Raw genomic sequence first — 15,227 nt, forward strand, 5'->3', positions numbered from 1 at the left:
TATCCCGACCGGTGCGCTTCGTACCGGAAGTATTCCGGTACGAAGCGGTCGGTCAGCTCAGGGCGGCGGCCGCGTCCTTGTCCAGGAGCCACAGGGTGGACTCCATGCCCTGCGCACCGGCGGCGGGGATGTCGACCGGTTTCGCGGCACCGATGGCGGCGGCGACCGCGTCGGCCTTCCCCGCACCGGCGACGACCAGCATCACCTGCCGGGAGCGGCGGACGGCGGGCAGCGTCAAAGTGACTCGCACGGGCGGGGGTTTAGGCGAATTCGTCACGGCGACAACGAGTTCGTGTGTCTCGCGGACCGCGTCGGTGTCCGGGAACAGCGAGTTGACGTGGCCTTCGCCGCCCATACCGAGCAGATGGAGGTCGAAGGAGCCGTGTTCGGCGAGATGGGCGTGTACGGCCGCCGAGTACTCCGCGGCGGCCTCGATCGGGTCGGGGTACTCGCTATCCGAAGCCGCGACCGGATGGACGCGCGACGGGTCGACGGGAACGTGGTCGAGCAGCGCCTCGCGCGCCTGGAGCTCGTTGCGTTCCCCGTCACCGGCGGGGACGAAACGTTCGTCGCCCCAGAAGATGTCGAGCTCGGACCAGTCGATGGCGCCGGGGGACTCGCGGACCCGTTCCAGCATGCTGATCCCGGTGCCGCCGCCGGTGAGCACGACCGAGGCCGAGCCGCGGGCGGCCTGGGCGGCGACCACGATCTCGACGAAACGGGCGGCGGCCGCGGTGACCAGGGCTTCGGCATCCGGATGGACTTCGACGGTGTCGGCGGGGGTGCGCTCAGTCATAGATCACCTTCTCGATTCCGGCGAGGGCTGCTACGTAGATCTCATCGGCGTCCAAGCGGCGCAGTTCCTCGGCGAGGCAGTCGCGGGTTTCGCGGCGGGCCAAGGCGATTCGCTGGTCGGGGTCGCCGGTGCGGGTCAGGGTCGCGGTGCGGCCGTGCTGCGGGCGCTGAATGGCGATGGACACCGAGGAACGGTGCAACTCCACCCGGAGTTCGCCGGTCTTGCGATGCACCGGACAGCCGAGCCGGCCGGCCAGCCAACCGGCCAGCATGTCCAGTGCGGGTTCCTCGCGCAGACCGGAGATCGTCACCTTCTCGATCGGCTCGTAGGGCGGTTCATCCAGTGCGGCGGTGAGCAGCGCGCGCCAATAGGTGATTCGGCTCCACGCCAGGTCGGTGTCGCCCGGTGCGTAGGAGTCCAGGCGCTTCTTGATGGTGGCCTGGGGATCCGGCGCGAAGGTGGCGTCGGTGATGCGGCGGGTGGCCAACCGGCCCACCGAATCCTTCGACGGGAATTCCGGGGCCCCGCGCGGCCACCAGGCCACCACCGGGGTATCGGGCAGCAGGAACGGGATCACCACACTGGATTCGTGGTTGATCAGCTCACCCTGCAACCGCAGCACGATGACCTCGGCCGCGCCGGCATCGCCGCCGACGCGGATCTGCGCGTCCAGTTTGGTCGGCAACTCCCGGTCACCGCGCGCCAGTACCACGACGCGGCACGGATGTTCCCGGCTGGCGTCGTTGGCGGCGTCGATCGCGTCTTCGGCTTCGGAGCTGTCCAGCGTGCACACCACGAGGGTGAGCACCCGGCCCATGGTGATGACACCGTTGCTCTCGCGCAGCTGCACCAGGCGTTTGGTGACCGCGCCGGTGGTGGTGTCGAGCATGTCGACGATCACGGGCGCCGCCATTCCCGGCCGGTGCGCGCCAGCATCTCCTCGGCGGAGGCCGGACCCCAGGTGCCGGCCTCGTAGGACTCCGGTTTACCGCCCGCGGCCCAGTGATCGATCACCGGATCGAGGATGCTCCAAGACAATTCGACCTCCTCGTTGACCGGGAACAGCGACGGCACCCCGAGCAGCACATCCAGGATCAGACGTTCGTAGGCTTCGGGGGAGGATTCGGTGAAGGCTTCGCCGTAGCTGAAATCCATATTGACGTCGCGCACCTCCATGCTGGATCCGGGCACCTTGGAGCCGAATCGCATGGTGATGCCCTCATCCGGCTGCACCCGGATGACCAGGGCGTTCTGGCCCAGTTCCTCGGTCATGGTCTGATCGAAGGGCAGGTGCGGTGCGCGTTTGAACACGATCGCGATCTCGGTCACCCGGCGGCCCAAGCGTTTTCCGGTGCGCAGATAGAACGGCACTCCGGCCCAGCGGCGGGTGTCGACCTCCAGGGTGATCGCGGCATAGGTTTCGGTGCGCGACTGCGGGTCGAAACCCTCCTCGTCGAGCAGCCCGACCACATGCTCGCCACCCTGCCAGCCTTCGGAGTACTGGCCGCGCGCGGTCGTCTCGTCCAGCGGCTCGACGAGTTTCGTCGCCGAGAGTACCTTGATCTTCTCGGCCTGCAACTGCTTGGGCTGGAAGCTGATCGGCTCCTCCATCGCGGTGAGTGCGAGCAACTGCAGCAGATGGTTCTGGATGACGTCGCGGGCGGCCCCGATGCCGTCGTAATAGCCCGCGCGGCCGCCCAATCCGATGTCCTCGGCCATGGTGATCTGCACATGGTCGACGTAGTTGGCGTTCCAGATCGGATCGAACAACTGGTTGGCGAAACGCAGCGCCAGCAGGTTCTGCACCGTCTCCTTGCCGAGATAGTGATCGATGCGGAACACCGTCTCCTCGGGGAACACCCGATTGACCAGGGAGTTGAGTTCGACGGCGCTCTCCAGGTCGTGCCCGAAGGGTTTCTCGATCACCACGCGCCGCCAGGGCTGGCGCCCGTCGGCGACCGGACCGGGGCCATGGGCCAGCTTGTGCTCGGAGAGCTGATCGAGCACCACCGGGAACATGTCCGGCGGAATCGACAGGTAGAAGGCGTGATTGCCGCCGGTGCCGCGTTCCTTGTCCAGCTGCGCCAGAGTTTCGGCGAGCTTGGCGAAAGCGGCGTCGTCGTCGAAGCTGCCCTGGACGAAGCGGAAACCCTCCGCCAGGTGATCCCAGACCTCTTGCCGGAACGGCGTGCGCGCGTGCGACTTCACCGCGTCGAGCACGACCTGCGCGAAATCTTCCTGCGCGTAATCGCGCCGCGCGAATCCGACCAGCGCGAAACCCGGGGGCAACAGCCCCCGGTTCGCCAGGTCATAGATGGCCGGCATCAGTTTCTTCCGGGACAGATCGCCGGTGACCCCGAAGATCACCATGCTGCACGGTCCCGCGATGCGCGGAACGCGTTTATCCCGCTCGTCACGCAGCGGGTTTTTGTTGACCTCTGCTGTGCCGGCCATCGCTGTCAGTTGCTCCCTGCTCCACGCAGTTCTTCGGTGGTGGCGGAAAGCAGTTCGCCCCAAGACTTTTCGAACTTCTCCACGCCTTCGCGCTCGAGCACCTCGAACACGTCGTTCAGGTCGACGCCGACGGCGGTGAGCTGATCGAAGACCTCCTGTGCCTGCTCGGCGGTGCCACTCATGGTGTCGCCGCGGGTCTCCCCGTGGTCGGCGAAGGCCTCCAAGGTCTTCTCCGGCAGCGTGTTCACCGTGTTCTTGGCGACCAGTTCGGTGACATAGAGCGTGTCGGAGTAGTCCGGGTTCTTCACACCGGTCGAGGCCCACAGCGGCCGCTGCCGGTTCGCGCCCGAGGCGGCCAGGTGCGCGTAGGTGGAGGTGTGCTTGCCGCCGTCGAAGACGTCCTGGTACTCGGCGTAGGCGAGGCGGGCATTGGCGACACCGGCCTTGCCGCGCAGCGCCAGCGCCTCCGGGGTGCCGATCGCTTCCAGCCGCTTGTCGATCTCGGTGTCCACGCGGGAGACGAAGAACGAAGCGACGGAATGGATCTTGGCCGGATCATGGCCCGCGCCCTTGGCCTTGTTGATGCCGTCGAGGTAGGAGCCCATCACCGCGCGGTAGCGGGCGACGGAGAAGATCAGCGTCACGTTGACGCTGATGCCCTCGGCGAGCGTCGCGCTGATCGCGGGCAGCCCGGCCTCGGTCGCCGGGATCTTGATGAACAGGTTCGGCCGGTCGACGGTCTTCCACAGGTCGATGGCCTGGGCGGTGGTCTTTTCGGCGTCGAACGCGAAGCGCGGGTCGACCTCGATGGAGACCCGGCCGTCGACGCCGCCGGATGCCTCGTACACCCCGGCGAGCACGTCACAGGCGGCGCGCACGTCGTCGGTGGTGATGGTGCGGATCGCGGCGTCCACGTCCACGCCCTGTGCGGCAAGCTCTTCGACCTGCTTGTCGTAGGCGTGACCCTGGCTCAGCGCGGTCTGGAAGATGGTCGGGTTCGTGGTGACTCCGACGACGCTGCGGGTGTTGATCAGCTCGGCGAGGTTGCCGGACTGGATGCGGTCCCGGGAGAGGTCGTCGAGCCAGACGGAGACACCGGCCGCGGAGAGGGCGGCGAGATTCTCGTTCTGCGACATTGGTTCTATCCCTTCACGTTATCGAGCGTGCGCTGCGCGGCAGCGACAACGGCTTCGGTGGTGATACCGAACTCGCGGAACAGGGTCTTGAAATCGGCGGAGGCGCCGAAGTGCTCGATCGAGACGATCTCGCCCGCGTCACCGACGAATCGGTGCCACGGCATCGCGATACCGGCCTCGACCACGACCCGGGCCCGGACCGCGGGCGGCAGCACCTCGTCGCGGTATGCCTTGTCCTGCGCGTCGAACCACTCCACACACGGCATCGAGACCACGCGGGTACCGACGCCCTGCGACTCCAGCGTAGTGCGCGCGTCGACGGCGAGCTGGAGCTCCGAACCGGTGGCGATCAAGATCACCTGCGGGGTGCCGGTGGAAGCCTCGGCCAGCACGTAGCCGCCCCGCTTCACACCCTCGAAGCTGGTGCCCTCCTGGATCGGCAGATCCTGACGGGTCAGCGCCAGCGCGGACGGGCCGTCCTGGTGCGGCATCTCCGACACCGAGAAGTGCGAGGTGTGCTCGGCGGAATCCCGCTCGAGGATGGTGCGCCAGGCGTAGGCGGTCTCGTTCGCGTCGCCCGGGCGGACCACATTGAGGCCGGGGATGGCGCGCAACGCGGCCAGGTGTTCGATCGGCTGGTGCGTGGGGCCGTCCTCGCCGAGGCCGATGGAGTCGTGGGTCCACACGTAGATCGCGGGCACGCGCATCAGCGCGGCGAGCCGGACCGCCGGGCGCATGTAATCGGAGAACACCAGGAAGGTGCCGCCGTACGGGCGGGTGGGGCCGTGCAGCGCGATGCCGTTGAGAATGGCGCCCATGGCGTGCTCGCGCACACCGAAGTGCAGGGTGCGGCCGTACGGGTCGGCCTTCCACATCCCGGTCGAGATCGTCTCCGGGCCGAAGCTCGGGGTGTCCGGCATGGTGGTGTTGTTGGACTCGGCGAGGTCGGCCGAACCGCCCCACAGTTCCGGCAGCACCGGCGCCAGCGCCGCGAGCACCTTGCCGGAGGCCTTGCGGGTGGCCATGCCCTTCGGATCGGCGTCCCAGGTGGGCAGGCTCTCGGCCCAGCCCTTGGGGAGATCACGCTTGGCGAGCCGGTCGAACAGCTCCTTGCGCTCCGGGTTGGCCGCCGCCCACGCGTCGAACTGCTGCTGCCATTGCTTGTGCGCCGCCTGGCCGCGCTCGATCACCTTGCGGGTGTGCGCGATGACCTCGGGGGCCACCTCGAAGCTCTGCTCCGGATCGAAGCCGAGGATCTTCTTGGTGGCGGCCACCTCGTCCGGACCCAGCGCGGCGCCGTGTGCGGCGCCGGTGTTCATCTTGTTCGGGGCCGGGAAGCCGATGATGGTGCGCAACACGATGATCGACGGCTTGGAGATCTCCGCCTTGGCGGCCTCGAGCGCCGACTCGATCGCGACGACATCCTCGCCGCCCTCGACCACCTGCACGTGCCAGCCGTAGGCGGCGTAGCGCGCGGCCACATCCTCGGTGAAGGCGATGGTGGTGTCGTCCTCGATGGAGATCTTGTTGTCGTCGTAGATCAGGGCCAGGTTGCCCAGCTGCTGGGTGCCCGCCAGCGACGACGCCTCGGAGGTCACGCCCTCCTCCATGTCACCGTCGGAGGCGATGACGTAGACGAAGTGATCGAACGGGCTCGCGCCGGGCGCGGCGTCCGGATCGAACAGGCCGCGCTCACGCCGCGCCGCCATGGCCATACCGACCGCGGAAGCCAGACCCTGGCCGAGCGGGCCGGTGGTGATCTCGACGCCGTCGGTGTGCCGGAACTCCGGGTGACCCGGGGTCAGCGAACCCCACTTGCGCAGCGACCGCAGATCGTCCAGTTCCAGACCGTAACCGGCCAGGTACAGCTGGATGTACTGGGTGATGCTGGAGTGACCGCACGACAGCACGAACCGATCCCGGCCGACCCAGCTCGGATCGCTCGGGTCGATGCGCATCACGCGCTGGTAGAGCGAGTACGCGAGCGGCGCGAGACTCATCGCGGTACCGGGGTGACCGTTTCCGGCGTTCTGCACCGCGTCGGCGGCGAGCACCCGTACTGTGTCGACGGCCTTGGTGTCCAGATCCGTCCAGTCGTCCGGGTGGTTCGGCTGAGTGAGGGCGCGGATGTCGTCTGTGACTGACACGACCGAGGTTCTCCTGACATTGGTTTCGGCTGGTCTGTTCGAGCGAGCTGCGAGCAGTCGCAAGCGATCTGGCAATGCGGCGTGTGGTGACAACCACCCGGACGCACTACTGCGACAAGACGTGTTCCGGGGATGTCCACACCACCCTAGATGTGCCCCATGACCGGCATGGCGGGAACCCGGGTTACCGCCAGGTATTGACGACTACCGAGCGGTCTAAACGCCCGCGCGCGGGCCTGCCGAGCGGGGGGCGCGGGCGGGGGTGCCACCGTCGAGGGTCTACCATCCTCTGTAGTAGTAGCCGCGCCGTTGGGGCCGCGCGCTGCGAATCCCATGGCCGGATGCGATGCACAAACGTGCGAGGAGAGACAGTGCGGATTGGGCAACAGCCGGGTGACAATCCCGCTCCTGCGCCGGGCAATATCGCGGACGCGCACGGCTCTTCGACAGCGCTCGCCGATCGGTTGCAGGGCGACGGGCTCGCTTCCCGACTACTGCGCCGTCCCCTCGCCTACATCGCGCTGACCAAGCCGCGGGTCATCGAACTGCTGCTCGTCGCGACGATTCCGACCATGCTGCTCGCCGACCGCGGCAACGTGGACATCCGCCTGGTGCTGGCCACGCTGTTCGGCGGCTGGATGGGCGCGGCCAGCGCCAACACGCTGAACTGTGTCGCCGACGCCGATATCGACAAGGTGATGAAGCGCACCGCCAAGCGCCCGCTCGCTCGCGAGGCCGTGCCGACGCGCAACGCCTTCATCTTCGGTGTGGTGCTCGGTCTCGCGTCCTTCGCGTGGCTGTGGTGGCAGGCGAATCTGCTCAGCGGCCTGCTCGTGGTCGCCACGATCCTGTTCTACGTCTTCGTCTACACGCTGGGCCTCAAGCGCCGCACCTCGCAGAACGTGGTGTGGGGCGGCGCCGCCGGCTGCATGCCCGCCCTGGTCGGCTGGTCGGCGGTCACCGGTGGCATCGGCTGGCCCGCGATCGCCCTGTTCGGGGTCATCTTCTTCTGGACGCCGCCGCACACCTGGGCGCTGGCGATGCGCTACAAGGAGGACTACCGCGCGGCGGGCGTCCCCATGCTGCCGGTGGTCGCCACCGAGCAGGTGGTCACCAAACAGATCGTCATCTACACCTGGCTGACGGTCCTCACCACGTTGGCGCTGGTCCCGGCGACCGGCGTCATCTACGCCGCCGTGGCCCTGGTCGCGGGCGCCTGGTTCCTGCTCATGGCGCACCAGCTGTACTCCGGTGTACGCCGCGGCGAATCCGTGAAACCCCTGCGGCTGTTCCTGCAATCCAACAACTACCTGGCCGTTGTCTTCTGCGGCCTCGCGGTCGACTCGGTGCTCGGCTGGGACACGATCGGCAGCTTCTTCAGCTGATCCCGATACGGTCGAGAATCGGCGAACGTACTGAGGCACCGCCTAGCATTGCGGGATGACCGGAGCGCCCGACCCAGCAGCGGAGATCCATGCGGTCGCGCGGGATTGGGCCGCAGCGATGGTGTCCAATGATCCGGAGCGGATCGGCGGGTTCATGGCCGATGAATGGGTGATTGTCTCCGACACCGGGATCAGCACCCGCGCGGAGTTTCTCGCACTGATCGGCTCGGGCGGGTTGACGCATTCGGCGATGGACGAGGTGGGGGAGGCGCGGGTCGAGGTGTATGGCGATACCGGCGTGTATACCGCCCGCGTGACGAATACCGCCCACTACCAAGGCAAACGGTTCGACGCCGACGAGTGGACGACCGATGTGTTCGTTCGCGGGGCGAGTGGCTGGCGTTGTGTGCACAGCCACGTCACCACCGTGCGGGGGTAGCTGGGGTCAGGGCAGCAGGACGATGGAGCCGGTTGTCTTGCGGCCCTCCAGGTCTCGGTGAGCCTGCTGCGCGTCGGCGAGGGGGTAGGTGGCGCCGACGCGGATCTCGAGTCGGCCCTCGGCGATCGCCTGGAAGACATCGCCCGCACGCCAGAGGATTTCAGCGCGGTCGCGGGTGAAGTCGTTCAGTTTCGGGCGCGTGACCACAAGGGAGCCGAGGCCGTTGAGGCGTTGCAGGTCGAACGGCGGGACGGGGCCGCTCGCCGCGCCGAAGAGGGCGAGCATGCCGCGCACGCGCAGCGAGGCGAGGCTGGATTCGAAGGTGTCCTTGCCGACGCCGTCGTAGACGGCGGCCACGCCGACGCCGTCGGTGAGTTCACGGACCTGAGCGCCGAGGTCGTCGGAATACCGCAGCACCTCGGCGGCGCCGGCCGCCCGGGACAGCGCTTCCTTCTCATCGGAGGACACCGTGGTGATCACACGCACTCCGCGCGCGGTGGCCAGCTGGGTCAGGATCAGCCCGACACCACCCGCTCCCGCGTGCACCAGCACCGTCTCGCCCGGTTCCGGCTTGTACACCGACTCCAGCAGATAGTGTGCGGTCATGCCTTGCAGCAGGGCCGACGCCGCGACGGGTGCATCCACGCCGTCCGGCACCGGAACCGCCACGGCCGCGCCGACCGCGACCTGCTCCGCGTAACTCCCCGGAGCGGCGCACCAGGCGACCCGGTCACCGACCTGGAAGTCCGTGACGTTCGCGCCGATCTCGGCGATCACGCCGGTGCCCTCCGAGCCGGGGATGTAGGGCACGGTCTGGGGGTACATGCCGGTGCGGAAGTAGGTGTCGATGTAGTTGACGCCGACCGCCTGGGTGTCGACCAGGAGCTGGTCCGGACCGGGCTTCGGGTCGGGCGCCTCGACGGACTGCAGGACTTCGGGACCACCGTGCTCGGAAACCTGAATGGCGCGCATGAGATTCAGTTCTAGCACTGACGCGGAGTGACCTGCACCCCGCAGGTATGGACTGAGGCCTACCGGTCGGTAAAGTAGGGCCCATGAGCGTTGAAGCCGCCACCCCCGTGCACCTGTCGGGTTCCGTCGTGAGCTCCGTCAAGAGCTTTGTCGCCGACCACGGCGGCTCCGCGACCGCCGTCCTGCAGCCCCTCGGCCGCATCGGCGTCCGCGTCACCCTGGTCGGCCAGGACGGCATCCTCGGCGACCGGGTCGTCGGCTCCCTCGCCGAAGCCAAGCGCCTCGTGGAAACCGTCGACGGCCTGACCGAGGCCGACGAATGGGACCGCGAACTCACCTCCGTCGTCACCCCGCGCAAGGGCCACTTCGCCCAGATGGCCGGCTGGGTCGCCCGCCAGACCCGCTTCCCGAAGGCCCGCAACGAGCGCTGAGCCCTCACCCGGGCCGAGACGCAGTATTGCGTGTCCCGGCAGCACCGGTATCGAAGACGCGCGGGTCGATCTGGCCAGGCTCCTCGACGGCCAGGGTGACCCCCTCTGGTCCAGCCTCGCCCTGACCTCCGTCATCTGATCGCCGGGCCCTTGGTCGCGTGGCCGACGCCGAGCGTTCAAGCGGGCTGGGGAGCAGGCGCCTCGGCGGGGACGGGTTCGCGGGTGCGCAGGGATGCCCAGAGGGCGGCGGTGGCGGCGGTGCAGGCGCCCGCGCCGGCGACGTGGATGGCGACCAGGGCGCCCGGCACGTCGGTGAAGTATTGGACGACGCCGACCAGGGCTTGGGCGCAGACCACGGCCAGCAGCACGAACAGGCGGGTGCGGACGTCCTTGGTGATGCCTACCGCGTAGAGGCCGAAGCCCAGGCCGACGAGCAGTGCCAGGTACCCGACGAGCAACTGCGAATGCAGGTGCACGAGGGTGGTGATTTCGATTTGCAGGCGGGCGACCGGGCGCTCGATGCTCTTGTCGCCCGCGTGCGGTCCGGCCGCGGTGACCAGGGTGCCCGCGATGAGGACACCGGCCAACGCGACGCCGCTGAGTGCGGTGAGCCAGCGCAAAGGAGCCGGGACCTGGACGGTTTCGATGCCGTCGTCGGGTTCGCAGATCTTCGCGTAGAGCACCATCGCCAGCCAGACCATCGCCATGGACGCGAGCAGGTGCACCGCGACGGTCCACCAGAGCAGGCCGGTGCGCACCGTGATGCCGCCGATGATCGCCTGCACCACGGTGCCGCCGGGCATCAGCCAGGCGTAGATCAGGACCTCGCGGCGACGGCGCGCGCGGGTCACGGCGAGCACGATGAGTGCGGCGAACAGCGTCACCACGAAGGTGAGCAGGCGGTTGCCGAATTCGACCGCTTGATGGAAGCCGGGCACCTCGGCGACGGCGACCGGGGTGAAGCTACCCGGGAAGCACTGCGGCCAGGTGGGGCAGCCGAGGCCGGAGGCCGTGACGCGGACGACGGACCCGGTGACGGCGATACCGGCCTGGGTCAGGACGACCGCGATGGCGGTCAGTCGTTGCACCCGCAACGAGGGGAGCGGCAGGCGGTCGACGACTCGCAAGAATGCGCGATACAGCACGGAGACGATGGTAGCGGCCGCTCCGGGCCCGCTTGCACCCGGTCTACTACAAGGTGTCGTGGAGCTGTCAGTGGAAGCGGAAGAACCGGGTGGCGAGGAACCCGCACACCAGCCCCCAGGCGGTGAGCACGATGAGCCCGAACCAGTCGACGCTGCTGCGCAGGGCCTGTTCGAGCGCGACCGCCAGCGCACCGGAGGGGATCAGCCGGGCGATCACGTTGACCGCGGTCGGCAGATCGTCGGAGGCGAACACGATGCTGGCGATGCCGAGCATGATGAACCACAGGATGTTCGCCAGTGCCAGCACGATCTCGGCCTTCAGGGTGCCGCCGAGCAGCAATCCCATGGCCGCGAAAACGGCGGTGCCCACAGCGATCACGAGTGCGCCCAGCAACAGCCCGCCCACCCCCGGCCGCCAGCCGAGCGCGAACCCGATGACGCCCAGCAGGACCGCCTGCAACACCACCACGATGAGCACCGCGGCGCTCTTGCCCGCGATGATGCCCCAACGTGGAAGAGCCGTCGCGCCAAGACGTTTCAGCGCACCGTAGCGCCGGTCGAACCCGACGGCGATGGCCTGCCCGGTGAACGCGGTGGACATCACCGCCACCATCATCACCGCCGGCACCAGCTTGTCGATCCGGTCCCGCCCGAGACTGCCGAACGGCAGCAGCGTCAAACCGACCAGCAGCGTGATCGGGATGAACATGGTCAACAGCAGCTGTTCCCCGTTGCGCAGCAACAGGGTCAGCTCCATGCGGGTCTGGGCGGCGAGCATGGCGGCGCGACCGGTCGGCCGCGGGTTCGGGGTGAAAGTGCCGGGCACGAAACGGCTTCCGTAGCGATTGCTCGCGGGGCGCTCGGAAGAGTCGGAAGCAGCTTGGGTCATCCGCGTAGGTCCCGTCCGGTGAGTTCCAGGAAGACGTCTTCGAGCCGGCGCTGATCGATGCGGATGTCGGTGGCCAGCACGTTCATCCGGGCACACCAGGCGGTGACGGTCGCCAGCACCTGCGGGTCGATCTCGCCCTCGATCAGATAGGAGCCCGGGTTGGTCTCGCGCGGTGCGAATCCTTCCGGCAGTGCGCTTTCCAGGAGCTCCAGATCGAGTTTCGGTGGGGCGGTGAAGCGTAGCTGTCCGGCGGCGCCGTGCGCGGTGACCTCGGCCGGGGTGCCGGAGGCGACGATCTTGCCGTGATCGATGATGACCAGCTGGTCGGCGAGCTGTTCGGCCTCGTCCATCATGTGCGTGGTCAGCAGCACGCTGACTCCGTCGCGGCGCAGTGCGTCGATCAGTTCCCACACGATCAGCCGGGCTTGCGCGTCCAGGCCGGCGGTGGGTTCATCGAGGAAGACGATCTCCGGTCGCCCGACCAGCGCGCAGGCCAGGGCGAGGCGTTGCTGCTGGCCGCCGGACAGCCGGCGGTAGGGCGTGCGCCGATTGTCTTGCAGCCCAAGGGTTTGCAGCAGCCACTCGGGATCGAGCGGGTCGGCCGAGTAGGCGGCGACCAGGTCGAGCATTTCGCCGGCCCGCGCCCCCGGGTACGCGCCGCCGCCCTGCAGCATCACGCCGATGCGCGGTCGCAGTGTGTCGGAGTCGGCGATGGGGTCGAGCCCGAGCACCCGCACCGAACCGGTGTCCGGCGCGCCGAACCCTTCGCACATCTCCACGGTGGTCGTCTTACCGGCACCGTTGGGCCCGAGCAGGGCGAGGACCTGGGCCCGTTCGACTTCGAAGGACAGGCCGTCGACCGCGAGGGTCTCGCCGTACCGCTTGACGACGCCGTCGACGCGCACGGCGGGCCCGGAGGAAGTCACAGCGCCGCCCGGCCGGTGCTCGGCTCCGCCGCGACTTCGCGTGCCGGCTCTTCGGATCGCTCGCTGCGCTGCCTCACGGAGAGACACGGTAAGCCGTGGGCTCGTGTGACGGAGCCGACACCCCCGCCTGCTGGGCGCGCCAGGGGAGCGCGTTTCGGGTGACCACGATGAACAGCACGCACACGATGGCGGTCGCGATCGCGGAGCCGACGATCTGGAAGACCTCGAAATCCCCGCCGCGCGGCATCTGCAGCACGCTGACGACCGCCGAGAACGCCACCGCGGGCCCGCGGAAGATCGGCCGGGTCGCCCAAGCCGCCAGCGGCACGATCGCCCACAGCAGATACCAGGGCTGCACCACCGGGAACAGCAGCACGATGGCGCCGAGCGAGACGCCGAGCGCTCCGACCGGATGCAGCCGCCCGGTGCCGGCGGCGACCAGCATGCGCACCGTCACATACGCCGCCACCGCCGCGGCGATCGGCCGGGTGATGCTCAGCAGCGCCGTGGTGTGGTCACCGAGCCCGAGCAGCACACCGCCGAATCCGGTGATGATCCCGATCGCGGTCGGCAGCGACATCCAGCTGCGCACCGCGTTCGCGACGCTGAGCGTATGGATCCAGCCGAAGCCCAGATCGCTCAGCGAACTGATGAGAGCCGTTACGCCCAAAGCTATTCCGCCCAGCATCGCCGCCGAGGTCACCAGCGTGCGCAGGCCACCGTTCCAGCGGCGGGCCAAGCTCACCCAGACGAATCCCATCACGATCATCGAGGTGACCTTGATCGATGCCGACAGCGTGATCACCACCGCTCCGGCGATCAGCAACGCGTAGGCCCGCCCGTCGAACTCCGGACTGTCATCGATCGCGCGCAAGCACAATTCCAGGCCCGCCAGCATCAGGCCGAGCATCAGCGCGTCGTTGTGGACACCGCCGACCAGGTGGAACAGCACTAGCGGGTTGGCCGCGCCGAGCCACAGCGCACTCACGGGCGCGACACCGCAGCGCACCGACAGCCGGGGCAACGCCCACACGATCAGCGCCACACCGCCGAGCGCGAGCAGGCGGTGCATCCACACCCCGAGCAGAATGTTGTCGCCGGTGAGCTCGGCGATGAACCGTCCGGCCCACAGGAACAACGGTCCGTAGGGCGCGGGCGTCTCCCGCCAGATATTCGGCACATTGCGGGTCAGCACATTGTCGTTGCCGAGTGCCTGGGACGGCCCCACCACGTACGGGTCGAGTCCGCGCGCGCTGATCTCGCTCTGTGCCAGATACGAATACACGTCGTTGCTGAACATGGGCGGCGCGATGGCCAGCGGCAGCACCCACAACAGCAACGTCCGGTCCATCTGCGAGCGGGTCAACCGGTGCAGCGGGTTACCGCCGAGCCCGCCGACGGCGAAGCGGCCCAACAACAGCCAGGCCAGCACGACGAGGGTGGTGCCGACCATGCACACGGCCAGCGACGCGGTATGCGCCCGCCCGAAGATCGCGAAGATCCGCATCCCGGACACGGGGTTCTGGAGCACCGGTTGCGCGCCGACACCGAGCGCGCTGATCACCATCAGCACCGACCCGGTCGCGCCCATCAACCGAATTCGGTTGAACTGCGACATCTCCCGCGCGTCGAGTTCGGGCACCGCCGTCTCGTCCCGGTGCAGTACCGCGACCGTGTGCTCGGAAGCGGGCACGTCGAGCCCCAAGGCCCGGCGCCCCACCGCCAATGTCCTGCGCCGCGCGCCCTCCAGTACCGCCACGACCCGAAGCCTAATGCGCGGGCCGGAACCAGCCGACCCGCAACCCGCCGGGCTCGACGGCGGACAGCGCACAATCGTGCACATGGTTTCGGAGTCCAGGCGGCGGATCGAAGTCGCGGCGGCGGGATTGCTGGCGCGGCACGGCTATCACGGGTTCGGGTTGAAGAAGTTGAGCGCGGCGGCGGGGTTGCCGTACGGGTCGATCTATCACCATTTTCCGGGCGGGAAAGAGGAGATCGCGGTGGCGGCGATCACCGGGACGGCGGTGTTGTCGAGCCGGGTGCTGGCGCAGGCGCCGGGGGATGTGTTCGCGTCGACGAAGACGATGTTCGAGTTCATGGTGGCGAAGCTGGCGGGGTCGGAATGGGCCGACGGGTGTCCGGTGGGGACGCCCGCGCTGGATGGCGGCAGCGATGTGGAGGCGATCCGGGTCGCGTGTGTGGCGGCCTTCGAGGTGATGGAGCGCGCCTTCGCGGGGCTGTTGACGGAGGTGGGTTTACCGGTGCGGGAGGCCGGAGAGCTAGCGGTCACGGTTGTCGCGGCTTACGAAGGGGCGACGATCCTGTCGCGGGTCCGGCGTTCGGAAGAACCGCTACGGACGGTCGCGGCGGGCATGGAGCGGTTGATCCGAATGACGTTGCGGGAGGCGGGCGTGGCGTCCGGGTAAGCCCTCGCGTAGACCCGGCATCAGGTCGCGCTCGGCGGAGAATTTCCGGAAGTTGGTGCTGGGCAGAGCGATTGAGTCGAC

Annotated in this window: 14 protein-coding genes; 4 read left to right on the forward strand and 10 right to left on the reverse strand. The window is 68.4% G+C overall.

The genetic code is table 11. The features are described from left to right. Nucleotides 1-52: 52 nt before the first annotated feature. Genes pgl through tkt form a run of 5 tightly spaced genes read right to left on the reverse strand, consistent with a single transcriptional unit; the run spans nt 53 to nt 6,533 of the window. Nucleotides 53-796, reverse strand: a complete 744-nt coding sequence (pgl, locus tag BJ987_RS18250; RefSeq protein ID WP_209891369.1) for a 6-phosphogluconolactonase — start codon at nt 794-796, stop codon at nt 53-55. Next, nucleotides 789-1,697, reverse strand: coding sequence for a glucose-6-phosphate dehydrogenase assembly protein OpcA (gene opcA / locus BJ987_RS18255; RefSeq protein WP_209891372.1), 909 nt, complete (start codon nt 1,695-1,697; stop codon nt 789-791). Before opcA ends, pgl begins: the two co-directional genes overlap by 8 nt. Then, on the reverse strand, nt 1,694-3,250 hold the full coding sequence (zwf, locus tag BJ987_RS18260; RefSeq protein WP_209891375.1) for a glucose-6-phosphate dehydrogenase: 1,557 nt from the start codon (nt 3,248-3,250) through the stop codon (nt 1,694-1,696). The genes opcA and zwf overlap by 4 nt, the downstream gene beginning before the upstream one ends. A 5-nt stretch (nt 3,251-3,255) precedes the next feature. Further along, nucleotides 3,256-4,386, reverse strand: a complete 1,131-nt coding sequence (tal, locus tag BJ987_RS18265) for a transaldolase (RefSeq protein ID WP_209891378.1) — start codon at nt 4,384-4,386, stop codon at nt 3,256-3,258. 5 nt (nt 4,387-4,391) lie between these two features. Next, nucleotides 4,392-6,533 (reverse strand): transketolase, encoded by a 2,142-nt coding sequence (tkt, locus tag BJ987_RS18270; RefSeq protein ID WP_209891381.1) that lies wholly within the window; start codon nt 6,531-6,533, stop codon nt 4,392-4,394. Between the two features lie 464 nt (nt 6,534-6,997). Between tkt and BJ987_RS18275 the strand changes: the two genes are divergently transcribed. Both BJ987_RS18275 and BJ987_RS18280 read left to right on the forward strand, forming a co-directional pair. Beyond that, a complete protein-coding gene (locus BJ987_RS18275; protein WP_245367207.1) occupies nt 6,998-7,918 on the forward strand; it encodes a heme o synthase in 921 nt (306 codons plus the stop codon). Nucleotides 7,919-7,973: 55 nt separating this feature from the next. Then, the gene (locus BJ987_RS18280; protein WP_209891385.1) at nt 7,974-8,357 is read left to right on the forward strand and encodes a nuclear transport factor 2 family protein; all 384 of its coding nucleotides are present in this window, start codon (nt 7,974-7,976) and stop codon (nt 8,355-8,357) included. Nucleotides 8,358-8,363: 6 nt separating this feature from the next. Here the strand turns inward: BJ987_RS18280 and BJ987_RS18285 are convergent, their stop codons facing one another. Beyond that, a complete protein-coding gene (locus BJ987_RS18285; protein ID WP_209898659.1) occupies nt 8,364-9,329 on the reverse strand; it encodes a quinone oxidoreductase family protein in 966 nt (321 codons plus the stop codon). A gap of 83 nt (nt 9,330-9,412) precedes the next feature. Between BJ987_RS18285 and BJ987_RS18290 the strand changes: the two genes are divergently transcribed. Further along, nucleotides 9,413-9,760, forward strand: a complete 348-nt coding sequence (locus tag BJ987_RS18290) for a hypothetical protein (protein ID WP_209891389.1) — start codon at nt 9,413-9,415, stop codon at nt 9,758-9,760. A gap of 176 nt (nt 9,761-9,936) precedes the next feature. Here the strand turns inward: BJ987_RS18290 and BJ987_RS18295 are convergent, their stop codons facing one another. From BJ987_RS18295 to mptB, 4 genes are all read right to left on the reverse strand, one after another. After that, nucleotides 9,937-10,905, reverse strand: a complete 969-nt coding sequence (locus BJ987_RS18295) for a COX15/CtaA family protein (protein WP_209891391.1) — start codon at nt 10,903-10,905, stop codon at nt 9,937-9,939. Between the two features lie 67 nt (nt 10,906-10,972). After that, nucleotides 10,973-11,794 (reverse strand): ABC transporter permease, encoded by an 822-nt coding sequence (locus BJ987_RS18300; RefSeq protein ID WP_209891394.1) that lies wholly within the window; start codon nt 11,792-11,794, stop codon nt 10,973-10,975. Continuing rightward, entirely contained in the window at nt 11,791-12,720 is a 930-nt protein-coding gene (locus BJ987_RS18305; RefSeq protein ID WP_209891398.1) for an ABC transporter ATP-binding protein, read from the reverse strand. The genes BJ987_RS18300 and BJ987_RS18305 overlap by 4 nt, the downstream gene beginning before the upstream one ends. Nucleotides 12,721-12,793: 73 nt before the next feature. Further along, the gene (mptB, locus tag BJ987_RS18310) at nt 12,794-14,479 is read right to left on the reverse strand and encodes a polyprenol phosphomannose-dependent alpha 1,6 mannosyltransferase MptB (RefSeq protein ID WP_307869663.1); all 1,686 of its coding nucleotides are present in this window, start codon (nt 14,477-14,479) and stop codon (nt 12,794-12,796) included. An 82-nt stretch (nt 14,480-14,561) separates the two neighbouring features. Here mptB and BJ987_RS18315 point away from each other — a divergent pair, with 82 nt between their 5' ends. Continuing rightward, complete coding sequence (locus BJ987_RS18315; RefSeq protein WP_209891404.1) at nt 14,562-15,146, forward strand: TetR/AcrR family transcriptional regulator; 585 nt, start codon at nt 14,562-14,564, stop codon at nt 15,144-15,146. Nucleotides 15,147-15,227 lie beyond the last annotated feature (81 nt).

The organism is Nocardia goodfellowii (assembly GCF_017875645.1).
Classification (GTDB): Bacteria; Actinomycetota; Actinomycetes; order Mycobacteriales; family Mycobacteriaceae; genus Nocardia; species Nocardia goodfellowii.

Coding starts and splice junctions, on each gene's coding strand:
- pgl (WP_209891369.1), bottom strand. CDS start 796: ATGACTGAGCGCACCCCCGCCGACACCGTCGAAGTCCATCCGGATGCC.
- zwf (WP_209891375.1), bottom strand. CDS start 3,250: ATGGCCGGCACAGCAGAGGTCAACAAAAACCCGCTGCGTGACGAGCGG.
- tal (WP_209891378.1), bottom strand. CDS start 4,386: ATGTCGCAGAACGAGAATCTCGCCGCCCTCTCCGCGGCCGGTGTCTCC.
- BJ987_RS18280 (WP_209891385.1), top strand. CDS start 7,974: ATGACCGGAGCGCCCGACCCAGCAGCGGAGATCCATGCGGTCGCGCGG.
- BJ987_RS18285 (WP_209898659.1), bottom strand. CDS start 9,329: ATGCGCGCCATTCAGGTTTCCGAGCACGGTGGTCCCGAAGTCCTGCAG.
- BJ987_RS18290 (WP_209891389.1), top strand. CDS start 9,413: ATGAGCGTTGAAGCCGCCACCCCCGTGCACCTGTCGGGTTCCGTCGTG.
- BJ987_RS18300 (WP_209891394.1), bottom strand. CDS start 11,794: ATGACCCAAGCTGCTTCCGACTCTTCCGAGCGCCCCGCGAGCAATCGC.
- BJ987_RS18315 (WP_209891404.1), top strand. CDS start 14,562: ATGGTTTCGGAGTCCAGGCGGCGGATCGAAGTCGCGGCGGCGGGATTG.